The 14,851-nt window shown below is 69.4% G+C and carries 11 protein-coding genes; 8 read left to right on the top strand and 3 right to left on the bottom strand.

Annotated features, from left to right (window positions below; all coding sequences use genetic code 11):
- Window positions 1-143 precede the first annotated feature (143 nt).
- A complete protein-coding gene (locus ACV22Z_RS20675) occupies window positions 144-1,391 on the bottom strand; it encodes an ABC transporter substrate-binding protein (protein WP_448078152.1) in 1,248 nt (415 codons plus the stop codon).
- A 442-nt stretch (window positions 1,392-1,833) separates the two neighbouring features.
- Between ACV22Z_RS20675 and zwf the strand changes: the two genes are divergently transcribed.
- The 3 genes from zwf to ACV22Z_RS20660 all read left to right on the top strand — a co-directional run bounded on the left by zwf (window position 1,834) and on the right by ACV22Z_RS20660 (window position 5,966).
- Window positions 1,834-3,303: a glucose-6-phosphate dehydrogenase gene (zwf, locus tag ACV22Z_RS20670; RefSeq protein ID WP_448078151.1), complete on the top strand. Its 1,470-nt coding sequence runs from the start codon at window positions 1,834-1,836 to the stop codon at window positions 3,301-3,303.
- A 76-nt stretch (window positions 3,304-3,379) separates the two neighbouring features.
- The gene (gene pgl / locus ACV22Z_RS20665) at window positions 3,380-4,057 is read left to right on the top strand and encodes a 6-phosphogluconolactonase (protein ID WP_448078150.1); all 678 of its coding nucleotides are present in this window, start codon (window positions 3,380-3,382) and stop codon (window positions 4,055-4,057) included.
- Window positions 4,038-5,966: a bifunctional transcriptional regulator/glucokinase gene (locus tag ACV22Z_RS20660; protein WP_448078149.1), complete on the top strand. Its 1,929-nt coding sequence runs from the start codon at window positions 4,038-4,040 to the stop codon at window positions 5,964-5,966. Before pgl ends, ACV22Z_RS20660 begins: the two co-directional genes overlap by 20 nt.
- A 175-nt stretch (window positions 5,967-6,141) precedes the next feature.
- Here the strand turns inward: ACV22Z_RS20660 and ACV22Z_RS20655 are convergent, their stop codons facing one another.
- Complete coding sequence (locus tag ACV22Z_RS20655; RefSeq protein WP_448078148.1) at window positions 6,142-7,359, bottom strand: Bcr/CflA family multidrug efflux MFS transporter; 1,218 nt, start codon at window positions 7,357-7,359, stop codon at window positions 6,142-6,144.
- A 382-nt stretch (window positions 7,360-7,741) separates the two neighbouring features.
- Here ACV22Z_RS20655 and ACV22Z_RS20650 point away from each other — a divergent pair, with 382 nt between their 5' ends.
- The 5 genes from ACV22Z_RS20650 to ACV22Z_RS20630 all read left to right on the top strand — a co-directional run bounded on the left by ACV22Z_RS20650 (window position 7,742) and on the right by ACV22Z_RS20630 (window position 13,416).
- A complete protein-coding gene (locus tag ACV22Z_RS20650) occupies window positions 7,742-8,197 on the top strand; it encodes a hypothetical protein (protein ID WP_448078147.1) in 456 nt (151 codons plus the stop codon).
- A 177-nt stretch (window positions 8,198-8,374) separates the two neighbouring features.
- A complete protein-coding gene (gene hemL, locus ACV22Z_RS20645) occupies window positions 8,375-9,658 on the top strand; it encodes a glutamate-1-semialdehyde 2,1-aminomutase (RefSeq protein WP_448078146.1) in 1,284 nt (427 codons plus the stop codon).
- A 15-nt stretch (window positions 9,659-9,673) separates the two neighbouring features.
- Entirely contained in the window at window positions 9,674-10,795 is a 1,122-nt protein-coding gene (gene ribD / locus ACV22Z_RS20640) for a bifunctional diaminohydroxyphosphoribosylaminopyrimidine deaminase/5-amino-6-(5-phosphoribosylamino)uracil reductase RibD (protein ID WP_448078145.1), read from the top strand.
- Between the two features lie 14 nt (window positions 10,796-10,809).
- On the top strand, window positions 10,810-11,445 hold the full coding sequence (locus ACV22Z_RS20635) for a riboflavin synthase (protein ID WP_448078144.1): 636 nt from the start codon (window positions 10,810-10,812) through the stop codon (window positions 11,443-11,445).
- 189 nt (window positions 11,446-11,634) lie between these two features.
- On the top strand, window positions 11,635-13,416 hold the full coding sequence (locus ACV22Z_RS20630; protein ID WP_448078143.1) for a S9 family peptidase: 1,782 nt from the start codon (window positions 11,635-11,637) through the stop codon (window positions 13,414-13,416).
- Window positions 13,417-13,447: 31 nt separating this feature from the next.
- Here ACV22Z_RS20630 and ACV22Z_RS20625 read toward each other — a convergent pair whose 3' ends face one another.
- A complete protein-coding gene (locus tag ACV22Z_RS20625; RefSeq protein WP_448078142.1) occupies window positions 13,448-14,638 on the bottom strand; it encodes a GGDEF domain-containing protein in 1,191 nt (396 codons plus the stop codon).
- Window positions 14,639-14,851: the final 213 nt, after the last annotated feature.

Genomic DNA, 14,851 nt, shown 5'->3' with positions numbered 1-14,851 from the left:
GACGAAAGTGACGCCGGCCAGCCAAACCGGCGCCGGCGTCGGGTACGCCGCGGGCCCGGACGGCGGCCCGTTTGCTGCAGAGACAAACGATGCGAAAGCGCCCGGCAGGTGAAGCAGGTCCGGCCGGGCGTTCGTCGCGCGCGTTACTTCACCTTCGCGGCCTTCGCGAGCGCGGCGACCGCGCTCTTCGAATCCTGCTGCGAGTTCATGAACTTCGTCACGACGTCGGTGATCGCGCCGGCGGTCGCGTCGCCCTGCGCCATCCCGTGTGCGAGCGACGGCACGAAGCCGCCCGACTTGATCGCCGTCTGCTCGTCCGCATACGACTTCTTCGCGCAGTCGTCGAACTTGTCCATCTTCACGCCGAGGCGCACCGGCACCGAGCCTTTCTGCAGGCTGAACTGCTCCTGGAAGTCTGGCGTCATGATGGTTTTCGCGAGCGCGATCTGGCCCGGCGTCGCCGCGTTCTGGCCCTTCTGCTGGAAGAACACGAACGAATCGACGTTGAACGTGTACGAATTCGCGGTGCCCGGCACCGCCGCGCAGATGTAGTCCTTGCCTGCCTTCTTGCCCGCGTTCTCGAACTCGCCCTTCGCCCAGTCGCCCATGAACTGCATGCCGGCCTTGCCGTTGATGACCATCGCGGTCGCGAGGTTCCAGTCGCGGCCGTTGCGGCCGCTGTCGAAGTAGCCCTGAATCTTGCGCACCGTGTTGAACACGTCGAGCATCTGCGGCGACGTGAGCGTCGCCTGGTCGAGATCGACGAGCGCCTTCTTGTAGAACGCCGGGCCCTGCGACAGCACGACGTCTTCCCACAGCGTCAGGTCCTGCCACGGCTGGCCGCCCATCGCGACCGGCTGGATGCCCGCGGCCTTCAGCTTGTCGGCGACCGCGAAGAATTCAGGCCAGGTGGCCGGCACCTTCGCGCCGACCTTGTCGAGCGCGGCCTTGTTGATATAGAGCCAGTTCACGCGGTGCACCGAGAACGGCGCGCCGACGTAGTGGCCCTTGTATTTCATGATCTTGTCGATTTCCGGCGGCAGGTTCTGCTTCCAGTCGCCGGCGGCCGGATCGATGTTGACGAGCACGCCCTGGTCGGCCCAGTCCTGGATCAGCGGGCCCTTGATCTGCGCGGCCGACGGCGCGTCGCCGCTGATCACCTTGGTCTTCAGCGCGGTCATCGCCGCTGCGCCCGCGCCGCCCGCGACCGCGAAGTCCTTCCAGACGTAGCCCTGCTTCTGCAGGTCGTCCTTCAGCACGCCGACGGCTTTCGACTCGCCGCCCGAGGTCCACCAGTGCAGCACCGTCACATTCTCGGCCGCCTGCGCCGCCACGGCGCCAGCCATCAGGCCTGCGGCGCCGAGCGCGCCCATGATCGCGCGAACTTTCATTACTTATCTCCTCCAGACTGAATCAACTCGTGAGGTTCCGCAGCGGGAACCGGCTTCTTGGTGACGAACGACTGGGAAATCGAGCCGCGGGACGCTGCGCGCGTACGGGGCCGATGACCGGCCGGGCTCTTACAGAAAGCGTGACTTGAGATTCAACGGCGTGTCTCCTCTTGTGTTTCTGGCCCGCCGCGACGCGGTACGGGCCCGGGGCCGACGACCTGCGCACGATGCGCGTCATCAATGTCCGATAACATTCGGCACTTGGCGCGCCCGGCGACGAAGCACGCGCTGTTGCATCGACCGCGCTTCATTTTTTCTTCGTCCGGGTGCTACCCCTTGCGGCGAATTGTAGTTAAACTACAATTCAGTGTCAAAAATATTTTTATCGCACTACGGTCGCATCACGGATCGCTTCACAGCTACCCCAACCGGGCGGAGACACATGCATACGGATTCCAGCTTTACCTTCGTACTTTTCGGCGGCACCGGCGACCTGTCGATGCGCAAGATCCTCCCCGCGCTGTTCGAAGCGCACCGCGCGCACATGCTGGCCGAGAGCGGCCGGATCGTCGCGGTCGCGCGCCACGCGGCCGATCTCGCCGGGTATCTCGAGTGGGTCGAGGAACACGTGAAGCCGCACGCGGCGAAGGCGTCGCGCGGCGGGTTCGACGAAGCGGCGTGGAAGACCTTCGTCGAGCGCATCGTCTACGTGAAGCTCGACCTCGGCCGCATGGAAGACTACGCGCTGCTGCGCGACACGGTCGACCCGTTGCCCGGCACCCGGGTGTTCTATCTCGCGACGGGCCCGTCGCTGTTCGAGCCGATCTGCAAGGCGCTCGCGTCGGTCGGCCTGAACCAGGGCGCGCGCATCGTGCTCGAGAAGCCGCTCGGCTACGACCTGCGCTCGTCGAACGCGATCAACGATGCGGTCGGCGAGATCTTCGCGGAAGACCAGATCTACCGGATCGACCACTACCTCGGGAAGGAGCCGGTGCAGAACCTGCTCGCGCTGCGCTTCGGCAACGCGCTGTTCGAGCCGCTGTGGCGCCGCGAATGGGTCGAGAGCATCCAGATCACGATTGCCGAGGAGCTCGGCGTCGAAGCGCGCGGCGACTTCTACGACAACACCGGCGCGCTGCGCGACATGGTGCAGAACCACCTGCTGCAGCTGTTGTCGATCGTCGCGATGGAGCCGCCGCATTCGATGGATTCCGACTCGGTGCGCGACGAGAAGCTGCGCGTGCTGCGTGCGCTGAAGCCCGTCGATTCGCGCGACATCGGCAAGGTCGCGGTGCGCGGCCAGTATCATGCGGGCGTGATCAAGGGCGCGCAGGTGCCGGCCTATGCGACCGAGCCGGGCGTGAAGCCGGACAGCCCGACCGAGACCTTCGTCGCACTGAAGGTCGAGATCGAGAACTGGCGCTGGGCCGGCGTCCCGTTCTTCCTGCGCACCGGCAAGCGCCTGGCCGACCGCGTCGCGGAGATCGTCGTCAACTTCCGTCCGGTGCCGCACTCGGCGCTGGGGGCCTCCGCGCTGCGCGCCGGCGCGAACCGCCTCGTGATCCGCCTGCAGCCGAACGAGACGATTCGTCTCTACTGTCTCGCGAAGCAGCCCGGCGAAGGGATGAACCTCGCGAGCGTGCACCTCGACCTCGCGTTCGACCAGTTCTTCAAGGAAGGCCAGATGGAGGCGTACCAGCGCCTGCTGCTCGACGTGATCAACGGACGCCTCGCCCTCTTCGTGCGCCGCGACGAGCAGGAAGCCGCGTGGCGCTGGGTCGAGCCGATCCTGAACGAATGGGCGCGTTCGCTGAAGCCGCCGAAGCCGTATGCGGCAGGCACGTGGGGGCCGGCCGCGTCGAGCGCGATGCTCGCGCAGCACGGCACCTGCTGGCTCGAAGAAGAGAACTGATGCAAGCGGCGGGCACTGCACGCCCGGTGCCCGCCGTCGTACCCCACACTACAGACAACAGCAGTCCGGAGGAGATGTGATCGAGATCCACGCTTTCGACACCCAGGAAGCGCAAAGCCAGGCGCTCGCGCAGGCGGTGGGCGACGCGCTGCGCGCGGTGCTCGCCCGCCCCGCGCGCCCGACGCTCGCGGTGTCCGGCGGCACCAGCCCGCGCCCGTTCCTGCAGACGCTGTCGCATGCGGCGCTCGACTGGTCGCACGTCGACGTCACGCTGGTCGACGACCGCTGGGTGCCGGAGGACGACGCAGCGAGCAACGCGCGCCTCGTGCGCGACACGCTGCTGCAGCACACGGCCGCGAGCGCGACGTTCCTGCCGCTCGTCGATACGCGCGCGGCGCTCGACGCGCACATCGCAGCGCTGAACGCGAACCCCGCGCACCGCGTGCCCGACATCGCCGTGCTCGGCATGGGCGAGGACGGCCACACCGCGTCGATCTTCGCCGACGCGCCCGAATGGGATCACGCGGTCACGACCGCCGAACGCTTCGTCGCCGTGCATCCGGGCGCAGCGCCCCATGCGCGCGTGAGCTTTTCGCTCGATGCGCTGAAGCGCATCGACCGGCTGTTCCTGCTGATCGCGGGCAGCCGCAAACGCGAGGTGCTCGAGGCCGCCGCCTCGTCGCCGCAGAAAAACGCCATTTCGCAACTGGCCAACGACAAGGGGACCCAGCTCGATGTCTACTGGTGCGCATAGTAAAGCCGCCGCCGCGAGCCAACATGCCGACGGTCCGCGCCTGCTCGCGGACGTCGGCGGCACCAACGCGCGTTTCGCGCTGGAGACCGGGCCGGGCGAGATCACGCAGATCCGCGTCTACCCGGGCGCCGAGTATCCGACGCTCACCGACGCGATCCGCAAGTACCTGAAGGACGTGAAGATTGCTCGCGTAAACCACGCGGCGATCGCGATCGCGAACCCGGTCGACGGTGACCAGGTCACGATGACCAACCACGACTGGAGCTTCTCGATCGAGGCGACGCGCCGTGCGCTCGGCTTCGACACGCTGCTCGTCGTCAACGACTTCACCGCGCTCGCGATGGCGCTGCCGGGCCTGACCGACGCGCAGCGCGTGCAGATCGGCAGCGGCACGCGCCGCCAGAACAGCGTGATCGGGCTGCTCGGGCCCGGCACCGGGCTCGGCGTGTCGGGGCTGATACCGGCCGACGACCGCTGGATCGCGCTCGGCAGCGAAGGCGGCCACGCGTCGTTCGCGCCGCAGGACGAGCGCGAGGATCTCGTGCTGCAGTACGCGCGCAAGAAGTTTCCGCACGTGTCGTTCGAGCGCGTGTGCGCGGGGCCCGGCATCGAGATCATCTATCGCGCGCTCGCCGCGCGCGACAAGAAGCGCGTCGCGGCAACCGTCGACACGGCCGAGATCGTCGAGCGCGCGCATGCGGGCGACGCGCTCGCGCTCGAGACGGTCGAATGCTTCTGCGGGATTCTCGGCGCGTTCGCGGGCAGCGTCGCGCTGACGCTCGGCGCGCTCGGCGGCGTCTATATCGGCGGCGGCGTCGCGCTGAAACTCGGCGAGCTGTTCACGCGCTCGTCGTTCCGCGCGCGCTTCGAGGCGAAGGGCCGCTTCACGCAGTACCTCGAGAACATTCCGACCTACCTGATCACCGCCGAATATCCGGCGTTCCTCGGCGTATCGGCGATCCTCGCGGAGCAGCTGTCGAACCACTCCGGCGGCGCGTCGTCGGCCGTGTTCGAGCGGATCCGCCAGATGCGCGACGCGCTGACGCCGGCCGAGCGCCGCGTTGCCGACCTCGCGCTGAACCACCCGCGCTCGATCATCAACGATCCGATCGTCGACATCGCGCGCAAGGCCGACGTCAGCCAGCCGACGGTGATCCGCTTCTGCCGCTCGCTCGGCTGTCAGGGGCTGTCCGACTTCAAGCTGAAGCTCGCGACGGGCCTGACCGGCACGATTCCGATGAGCCACAGCCAGGTGCATCTCGGCGACACGGCCACCGACTTCGGCGCGAAGGTGCTCGACAACACGGTGTCCGCGATCCTTCAACTGCGCGAGCACCTGAATTTCGAGCACGTCGAAAAGGCGATCGAGATCCTGAACAGCGCGCGGCGTATCGAGTTCTACGGGCTCGGCAACTCGAACATCGTCGCGCAGGACGCGCACTACAAGTTCTTCCGCTTCGGGATTCCGACGATCGCGTACGGCGACCTGTACATGCAGGCTGCGTCGGCCGCGCTGCTCGGCAAGGGCGACGTGATCGTCGCGGTGTCGAAGTCCGGGCGCGCACCCGAGCTGCTGCGTGTGCTCGAAGTCGCGATGCAGGCCGGCGCGAAGGTGATCGCGATCACGTCGAGCAACACGCCGCTCGCGAAGCGCGCGACCGTCGCGCTCGAAACCGATCACATCGAGATGCGCGAGTCGCAGCTGTCGATGATCTCGCGGATCCTGCATCTGCTGATGATCGACATCCTCGCGGTCGGCGTCGCGATCCGCCGTGCGTCGCCGAACGCGGAGCTGAGCGACGCCGTCGCGCAGGCGAAAGCGCGCGCGAACGACGACGAGACGGCCGACGTGCTCGACTGGCTCAGCCACGGCGCGTCGCCGGCGCCGAAGGACGCCGCGCGGGACTGACGCGCGAAGCTGCGCGGCAGTCGAATCGCAGACATGCCACCGGGCGCTTCGTCCGGTGGCATTTTTCATTCATGGGCGGCCCGCGCCACGGCAGGATATGGCAGCGGACCCACCCCAATGAAAAACGCCACCGGCGCAGCGCGCACGGTGGCGTTCGTTCATCCGGGATCGGCGCTCAGGCGCCGGCCTTCACCGGCCTTCCGTGCCAGCGCAGCACGAGGAATCGTCCGGCAAAGCACAGCACGCCGGTGACGCCGATCGTCACGCCCATCGCGAACGGCGTGCCGTCCGCGAGCGCCCCGATCGCGACGCTCGCGAGCGCGCCGAGCGCGAGCTGCATCGCGCCGAACACGGCCGCCGACGCGCCCGCGTTGTGCGGGTACCGGTGCATCAGGTCGGTCGTGCAGTTCGCGGACAGGATCCCGACGACGCCGACGACGAAGAACAGGCACACGACGATCGACCACAGCCCGCCCCACCCCGTCAGCGCGACGAGCGCGACCGCGAGCGACGCGATGCAGCTGACGAGCGACGCCGCCGAGATGATCCGCAGCGAGCCCACGCTGCCGACGAGCCGCGTGTTCGTGAAATTGCCGATCATGATGCCGACGACGTTCAGGCCGAACAGCAGCCCGTAATGCTGCGGCGACACGTGGAAATACTCGATGTAGACGAACGGCGTGGCCGTGATGTACGAGAACATCGACGCGAACGCCATCCCGCCGCACAGCATGTGCCCCCACGCGACGGGGTCGGACAGGATGCGCCCGTACGACGCGAACGACGCGAGCACGGCCGCGCTCTTGCGACGCTCCTTCGGCCAGGTCTCGGGCACGCGCAGGTACGCGGTCACCGCGCACAGCGCGCCGAACGCCGCGAGCACCACGAACACGCCGCGCCAGCCCGCGAAGCGCAGGATCTGTCCGCCGATGAGCGGCGCGAGCAGCGGCCCGACCGCGGTGACGATCGCGACCATCGACAGCACCTTCGCGGCGTCGCTCGGCTCGTGCGCGTCGCGCGCGATCGCCCGCGCGAGCACCGACGCCGCGCCGGCGCCGAGCGCCTGCAGGAAGCGCACGGCGATCAGCATGTCGATCGAGCCCGCGACGAAGCAGCCGACGCTCGCGAGCGTGAACAGCGCGATGCCGCCGAGCAGCACGGGACGCCGCCCCAGGGTGTCGGACAGCGGGCCGTACAGCAGCATGCCGATCGAGAAGCCGGCCATGAAGCTCGTCAGCGTGCGCTGCGCGGCGCCGGGGCTGACGGAGAAGCCGTCCGCGATCGACGGCAGGCTCGGCAGGTACATGTCGGTGGCGATCGGCCCGCAGGCGGCGAGCGCGCCGAGCAACAGGATCAGCCGGGCATCGGGCCGGCGCCGGACGACGTGAGACATGGGAATCCGGGTAGGAGCCGGCGCGCATCGGGGCGCGCGCGGCGGTGAAGACGGAGAAGGTCGGCGCCGCAAGCGGCGCAGTCAGGCCCATGATTGTACGCGCAACTTTTTCAGGATACCTGGGCTGCTGACCGGGCCGCCCCAGACGAAAGCACGCGGCCGCGACGCGGGTTCCGATCGGCCGGGCCTGCGGCATGCCGCTCGTCTGCTGGTCGGCTGCCCTGGCCGGCCGCGACTGCCGCGACTGCCTCGACCGCTCCCGACTGCCCCCGAGCTTACCCCGACTGCCCGCGGCCGGTCACGTACGCTCGGCACGCGACTGCGCGCGGATTCGATTAAGCTTGCTCCCCTTGTCTGACCAATCCGTCGCCCGACCGAACCGATGACCGCCTTCCTGCTGATCTGGAGCCCCAAGAAATGGCCGTGGCCCGAGCTGCCCGACGTCGTCGCGCGCGTGAAGGCCGGCGAGGCCGTGCACGACGTATGGGGCTGCGGCTTCGCGCGCAGCATCCTGCCCGGCGACCGCGTGTTCCTGCACCGCGTCGCGAAGGAGCCCAAGGGCGTGTTCGGCTCCGGCTACGTGACGCGTGCGCCGTACGAGGTGCCCGATCCGTCGACGAAACGCGGCTACCGGCTGTGCATCGACTTCGTGTACGACTGGCTCGTCGACGGCCACCAGGAAGTCGTGATCCCGCGCGACGCGCTGCGCGTGCATCCGTACTCGGTACAGACGTGGGACGCGCAGACGTCCGGCACGTCGATCAAGCCGATGGTCGAGGGCCCGCTCGAGAAGCGCTGGGCCGAGCTGACGGGCGGCCGGCGCAAGCCGCCTCGATAATCGGGTCGCATTCACCCTCCCGGCCTCGCGTCCAGCCCAATCCCCCACGCGCCGAATGGCCGCATCCCGCCCGGCGGGCCCGCCGCGCGCGTCTCCGGTACAATCGGACGGATCGTTCCGCCCAGGCGCCGCGGCCCGTGCAGCGGCCCCCGCGCCCTTCTCTCGCAGGTTTCGCCCATGTCCAACAATCAGATCCTCTTCGAACGCGCCCAGAAAACCATCCCCGGCGGCGTCAACTCGCCGGTCCGCGCGTTCCGTTCGGTCGGCGGCACGCCGCGCTTCGTCGCGCGCGCGCAAGGTCCGTATTTCTGGGACGCCGACGGCAAGCAGTACATCGACTACATCGGCTCGTGGGGCCCGATGATCGTCGGCCACGTCCATCCGGAAGTCCTTGCGGCCGTGCAGAACGTACTGGCCGACGGCTTCTCGTTCGGTGCGCCGACCGAAGCCGAGATCGAAATTGCCGAGGAGATCTGCAAGCTCGTGCCGTCGATCGAGCAGGTGCGGATGGTGTCGAGCGGCACCGAGGCCACGATGAGCGCGCTGCGCCTCGCGCGCGGCTTCACGGGCCGCAGCCGCATCGTCAAGTTCGAGGGCTGCTACCACGGCCATGCGGACAGCCTGCTCGTGAAGGCCGGCTCGGGCCTGCTGACGTTCGGCAACCCGACGTCGGCCGGCGTGCCCGCCGACATCGCGAAGCACACCACCGTGCTCGAATACAACAACGTCGAGAAACTCGAGGAAGCGTTCGGCGCGTTCGGCGACGAGATCGCCGCGGTGATCGTCGAGCCGGTCGCCGGCAACATGAACCTCGTGCGCGGCACGCCGGAATTCCTGAACGCGCTGCGCGCGCTGTGCACGAAGCACGGCGCCGTGCTGATCTTCGACGAAGTGATGTGCGGCTTTCGCGTCGCGCTCGGTGGTGCGCAGGCGTACTACGGGATCACGGCCGACCTCACCTGCCTCGGCAAGGTGATCGGCGGCGGGATGCCGGCCGCCGCGTTCGGCGGCCGCCGCGACATCATGGCCCACCTCGCGCCGCTCGGCGGCGTCTACCAGGCCGGCACGCTGTCGGGCAACCCGATCGCGGTCGCCGCGGGCCTGAAGACGCTGCAGCTGATCCAGGCGCCGGGCTTCTACGACGCGCTGACCGCGCAGACGAAACGCCTCGCCGACGGCCTTGCCGCCGAGGCGCGCGCGGCCGGCGTGCCGTTCGCGGCGGACTCGATCGGCGCGATGTTCGGCCTCTACTTCGCCGAGCGCGTGCCGACGAGCTTCGCGGAAGTCACGAAGAGCGACATCGAGCGCTTCAACCGCTTCTTCCACCTGATGCTCGACGAAGGCGTGTACTTCGCGCCGTCCGCGTATGAAGCCGGCTTCGTGTCGAGCACGCACGACGACACGGTGATCGACGCGACGCTCGCCGCCGCGCGCCGCGCGTTCGCCGCGCTGGCCGCCTGACCCGGGGCCGCGCGGATGTTTTCGGATACCGATTTCGCCCACATGCAGCGCGCGCTCGCGCTGGCCGCGCGCGGCATGTACACGACGACGCCGAACCCGCGCGTCGGCTGCGTGATCGTCAAGGACGGCGACGTGATCGGCGAAGGCTACACGCAGCCGGCCGGCCAGGATCACGCGGAAGTGCAGGCGCTGAAGGACGCGCGCTCGCGCGGCCACGACCTCGCGGGCTCGACCGTCTACGTGACGCTCGAGCCGTGCAGCCACTTCGGCCGCACGCCGCCGTGCGCGAACGCGCTGATCGACGCGCGCGTCGCGAAGGTGGTCGCGGCGATGGAAGACCCGAATCCGCAGGTGTCCGGGCGCGGCCTCGGGATGCTGCGCGACGCGGGCATCGACGTGCGCTGCGGGCTGCTCGCGCATGAAGCGGGCGAACTGAACATCGGCTTCGTGTCGCGGATGACGCGCGGCCGCCCGTGGGTGCGGATGAAAACCGCCGCGTCGCTCGACGGCCGCACCGCGCTGCCGTCCGGCGAGAGCCAGTGGATCACCGGCGGCGAAGCGCGGCTCGACGGGCACGCGTGGCGTGCGCGCGCTTGCGCGATCCTCACCGGCATCGGCACCGTGCGCGAGGACAACCCGCAACTGACCGTGCGCGGCATCGACACGCCGCGCCAGCCGCAGCGCGTGCTGGTCGACAGCCGCCTCGAGCTGCCGCTCGACGCGCGCCTGCTCGAAGGCGCGCCGCTCCTGATCTTCTGCGGCCGGCTCGACGACGCGGGCGAAGCGCGCGCGGCCGCGCTGAAGGCGCGCGGCGCGGAAATCGTGCCGCTGCCGAACACGCACGGCAAGGTCGACCTGCCGGCGCTGCTGATGGCGCTCGGCGCGCGCGGCATCAACGAGCTGCATGTCGAGGCCGGCCACAAGCTGAACGGCTCGCTGCTGCGCGAGCACTGCGTCGACGAACTGCTGGTCTACCTCGCGCCGAGCCTGCTCGGCGCGGACGCGGCCGGCATGTTCGATCTCGCCGCGCCCGCGAGCCTCGACGCCCGCGCGCAGCTCACGTTTCACAGCATCGAGCGGATCGGCGACGATCTGCGGATCCTGGCGCGCTTCGCGCCGCCCACCGCCACTCATTGAACGGAATCGTCACGATGTTTACCGGAATTGTCGCGGCCGTCGGCCGCATTGAATCGATCCAGCCGCTCGGCACGGAGCCCGAGGCCGGCGTGCGCCTGTCCGTGCAGGCCGGCGGGCTCGACCTCGCCGACGTCGCGCTCGGCGACAGCATCGCGATCCAGGGCGCGTGCATGACGGTGATCGAGAAGACCGACACCGCGTTCGACGTCGAGGTGTCGCGCGAGAGCCTGAACCGCACGGTCGGTCTCGCGGAGCCCGGCGACGTCAATCTGGAGAAGGCGCTGCGCGCGCACGACCGGCTTGGCGGACACATCGTGTCGGGCCACGTCGACGGGCTCGGCACCGTGTCGCACTTCGCGCCGGTCGGCGAATCGCACGAGTTGCGCATCGTCGCGCCGCGCGAGCTCGGCCGCTATCTCGCGTACAAGGGCTCGATCACGGTCAACGGCGTGAGCCTGACCGTCAACGCAGTGACCGATCGCGCCGACGGCTGCGAATTCTCGATCAACCTGATTCCGCACACGGTCGAGGTCACGACGCTGCGCCACCTGAAGGCGGACAGCACCGTGAATCTCGAAGTCGACATGATCGCGCGATACGTCGAGCGGATGCTGTCGGCGTCGCAGCACGCGGGCATGCCGCAGGACTGACGGCCCGGCTCCGGCGTGCGGCGCGCTGCGCTCGCAAGCACGCCGGAAAAATGCGCGGGGCTTCCCTTCCCGCGCATCACGATCGGTGCGGCCCTCCGGCGCACATCCTGTCGCACTGCGCCAGGCCGGAACCCGGTCGACGCGCGTCCTGTCTACGTGAATTCCTCACAACAAAGACGAGACGCACGCATGACGGACGGCCCCACCGATGGCGCGCACGCCGGGCACGATGATGACCGGCGCAGGTTCACCGTCGACGGCCTGCTGTCGATCGACACATTCCCGCAGTACTACGGCAAGGCCTGCGCGTTCTCTCCCGATCGCACCGCAGTCTGCTTCGCCGTCATCCGTTCGCTTCGCAGCGGCGTCCGGTTCGACCGGCCGTATCTCGGCGGGCTCGACCGCTCGGAACTCCATCTTTTCGAATTCGACAGCGGTACGCTGCGCCGGCTGGCCGGCAACGCGACGCAGGGGCAAGCGTACTTTGCGCCGTCGTGGTCGCCCGACGGACGCTTCATCGCGGCGGCAATGGTGTCGGCCGGCCATTGTGCAATCGCGCCCGTGCTCATCGAGGTGGCGACGGGGCGCGTGACGCCGATGGCCGAATCGCAAAGCCTCGATCTTGCAGCCTTCGACGTCGAAGGGCCGTTTGCGTGGCTTGACCGCCACCGCGTCGCCATGCCGCTTCTCGCGGGCGGCTCGACCCCGCTGGTCTCGCATCTTCAGTCCCGCCTCTTCGAGCATGCAACCGCGCAGTGGGCGGAATCGTCGCTCGGCCTGCGGGCGACGGTCGACGTCCTCGACAGCGCGTCATTCGACGCGCCGGTCGAGCCGCCACCCGAATGGCGCCTGTTCGACATCGCGACGCACACGCTGCGCGCGCTGTCGGATGAGGAACGCACCGGGATCGAACGGCTGCGCATGGCGCGCGAAGCGAATCCGCCGGCGCCGCCCGAGCATCGGGACGCCCTCGAGTGCGCGCATGATCACGCGGATTGGGAACGCGTCGCCATCGACGAGAGCGGGCGCTACGCCGCATTCGTCGCACAGGACGCCGATGCGACCCGCCTGCTGGTCCGCACCCCGGACTCGCCTGAACCGGCGATCGTCTTCGAGACCAATCGCTGGTTTCGCGAGATCCGGGCCGGCCAGACGCGCCGGCTGCCCTGCCGCGCCCCGGCGCCGGACCAGGACCGGTTCGTCGATGTCCTGCTCCCACCGGACTTCTCCGGCGCGCCGGTGCCGGCGGTCGTATGGATCTACCCCGGCGCGGAGGTCAAGGGCCGCCGGCGCGTGGTTCACGAGATCAGTTGCCCGTTTCCGTTCAATTTCCAGCTGCTCGCGGCGCACGGTTACGCAGTCATCGAGGTCAGCATGACGGATATTCTGAAGGCATCGCCATCGGCCATCGCGGACATCATGGCCGATGATGTCCGCGCAGCCGTGAGCGCCTGCGTCGACGCGGGCTACGTGGATCCGGACCGGCTTCACGTGTACGGACAGAGCCTTGGCGGCTGGGCCGCGATGATGCTGCTCGCGCACACGTCGATGTTCCGTTCCGGCATCGCATCGGCCGGTATCAGCGACCCGGCCGCGCTCTACACATCGCTGGACCCGCGCACTCGATACGAAACCGCGGCGGACGGCCGGCGCGAACGGTTCGAACTGATCGGCAAGGTGCTTTGCGACAACAGCTGGGGCATCGACGCGCCGCCGTGGTCCGCGCCTGACGCCTATCGAGCGATCAGCCCGATTGCACACGCGGACCGCATCACGGCCCCGCTGCTGCTCCTTCACGGCGATGCGGACTACGTGCCGCTCGAACAGAGCGAGCGCATGTTCGCGGCGCTGACCCGGCTGAACCGCCCTGTCCGCCTCGTCCGCTACTGGGGCCAGGATCACGTGCCGCTGTCGCCGGCCAATATCGCGGACGGCCATCGGCAGCGGATCGACTGGCTGAACTCGGCCTGAGCGACCGTCGCCCGGCGCGTCGCCCCCTCGCTCAGACGACGGCGCCGGCGCGCCGCACCGGCGCGGCGACCCTCACCCGGTCACGCCCGGCCGATTTCGCCGCATAGAGCGCCGCATCGGCGCGCGCCATCCATTGCGTCAGCGGCTCGCCGGCGGCACGCTCGGCCACGCCCGCGCTGAACGTGAACCGGACGACGCCGGCGGCATCCGGCACGGCGCCTCCGGCTTCAGGCACCGCGCCGCCCGCGAGCGCCGCCCGCAAGCGGTCGATCGCGCGCGCCGCATCGTCGGCGGACGAATCCGGGCACAGCACCGCGAACTCCTCGCCGCCGAGCCGCCCGAACAGATCGCACGGCCGGATGCCGCCCGACATCACCGCCGCAAAATGCACGAGCGCCTGGTCGCCCGCCGCATGCCCGTGGCGATCGTTGATGGCCTTGAAGTTGTCGAGATCGACGATGACGAGCGACAGCGGCGAACCGGCGCGCGCCGCGCGCTGGCAACGCTGCTCGGCCTGATCGAGGAAGGCGCCGCGCATCAGCGCGCCCGTCAGGCCGTCGATGGTCGCGAGCCGCTCCAGACGTTCGGCCACGCGGTCGTGCGCGAGCATCACGACGCCCATCGACAGGCACAGCAGGCTCAACACGCCGAGCGCGACGAACACAACGTTCAGCGGCGTCGGGTGCAGCAGCGACGCGTCGTCGCCGCGCCCGAGCGCGAACGCGGCGCCGCGGGCGAACTGGACGATTGCGCCGGCGATCGCGACCACCCACACGAACACATACGCGAACGCCGGACGATGCGCGGGCCGCCGCCGATACGCAAGCCAGCCGATCGCGACGCGCACGTACACGGCCATTGCGGACACGAGCACGACGCGCAGCTCGGACAGCGATCCGGCCAACGCGCAGCCGACGAGCGCCGCCGCCAGCAGCGCGGCCGCAGCCTGCTCGGCGCGATATGCGGGCCGCAAGCCGAAGAATTGCCGGAAGCCCTGCAGGATCGCGAGCGTCGCGCCCACATACAGCGCGGCGGCGGCGGCCACGGCTGCCTGTGACGATGGCGCGGCCAGCAGCGCGCCGACCGCCATCGCGAGCAGCGCCTGCGACGCGAGCCAGCGGCTCACGCCCGGCACGTCCGCGCGCCACAGCGAGCCGAGCACGGCCGACGTCGCGACGCAGTTGAACAGCAGGACGAGCAGCAGAACGGCGGGAGTCGACATGTCCGGGGAGCATCCGATCGAGATCGCCAAACGTCGGTGCAAGCGCCGGTGAAAGCGCCCGCCTGCCGGTGTGCGCCACGGGCGCAGCCGACACCCCGCATGGGCCGGCACCGGCGCGCGGCGCGCAAAGCCGGCCGCACGATGGCCGTTGGCGCGGGCACGATACGTCACATCACGTCACGCCCGACGTTTTGGATTGTCCGCCGACGAGGC

The organism is Burkholderia sp. PU8-34, assembly GCF_053427725.1.
Note: the sequence above shows the minus strand (reverse complement) of the source record. Positions and strands in the feature narration are given on the sequence as shown.

Excerpts from the sequence above, each read along its gene's own strand:
- ACV22Z_RS20675 (WP_448078152.1), bottom strand. The coding sequence starts at position 1,391 with ATGAAAGTTCGCGCGATCATGGGCGCGCTCGGCGCCGCAGGCCTGATG.
- zwf (WP_448078151.1), top strand. The coding sequence starts at position 1,834 with ATGCATACGGATTCCAGCTTTACCTTCGTACTTTTCGGCGGCACCGGC.
- ACV22Z_RS20660 (WP_448078149.1), top strand. The coding sequence starts at position 4,038 with ATGTCTACTGGTGCGCATAGTAAAGCCGCCGCCGCGAGCCAACATGCC.
- ACV22Z_RS20655 (WP_448078148.1), bottom strand. The coding sequence starts at position 7,359 with ATGTCTCACGTCGTCCGGCGCCGGCCCGATGCCCGGCTGATCCTGTTG.
- ACV22Z_RS20650 (WP_448078147.1), top strand. The coding sequence starts at position 7,742 with ATGACCGCCTTCCTGCTGATCTGGAGCCCCAAGAAATGGCCGTGGCCC.
- hemL (WP_448078146.1), top strand. The coding sequence starts at position 8,375 with ATGTCCAACAATCAGATCCTCTTCGAACGCGCCCAGAAAACCATCCCC.
- ribD (WP_448078145.1), top strand. The coding sequence starts at position 9,674 with ATGTTTTCGGATACCGATTTCGCCCACATGCAGCGCGCGCTCGCGCTG.
- ACV22Z_RS20635 (WP_448078144.1), top strand. The coding sequence starts at position 10,810 with ATGTTTACCGGAATTGTCGCGGCCGTCGGCCGCATTGAATCGATCCAG.
- ACV22Z_RS20630 (WP_448078143.1), top strand. The coding sequence starts at position 11,635 with ATGACGGACGGCCCCACCGATGGCGCGCACGCCGGGCACGATGATGAC.
- ACV22Z_RS20625 (WP_448078142.1), bottom strand. The coding sequence starts at position 14,638 with ATGTCGACTCCCGCCGTTCTGCTGCTCGTCCTGCTGTTCAACTGCGTC.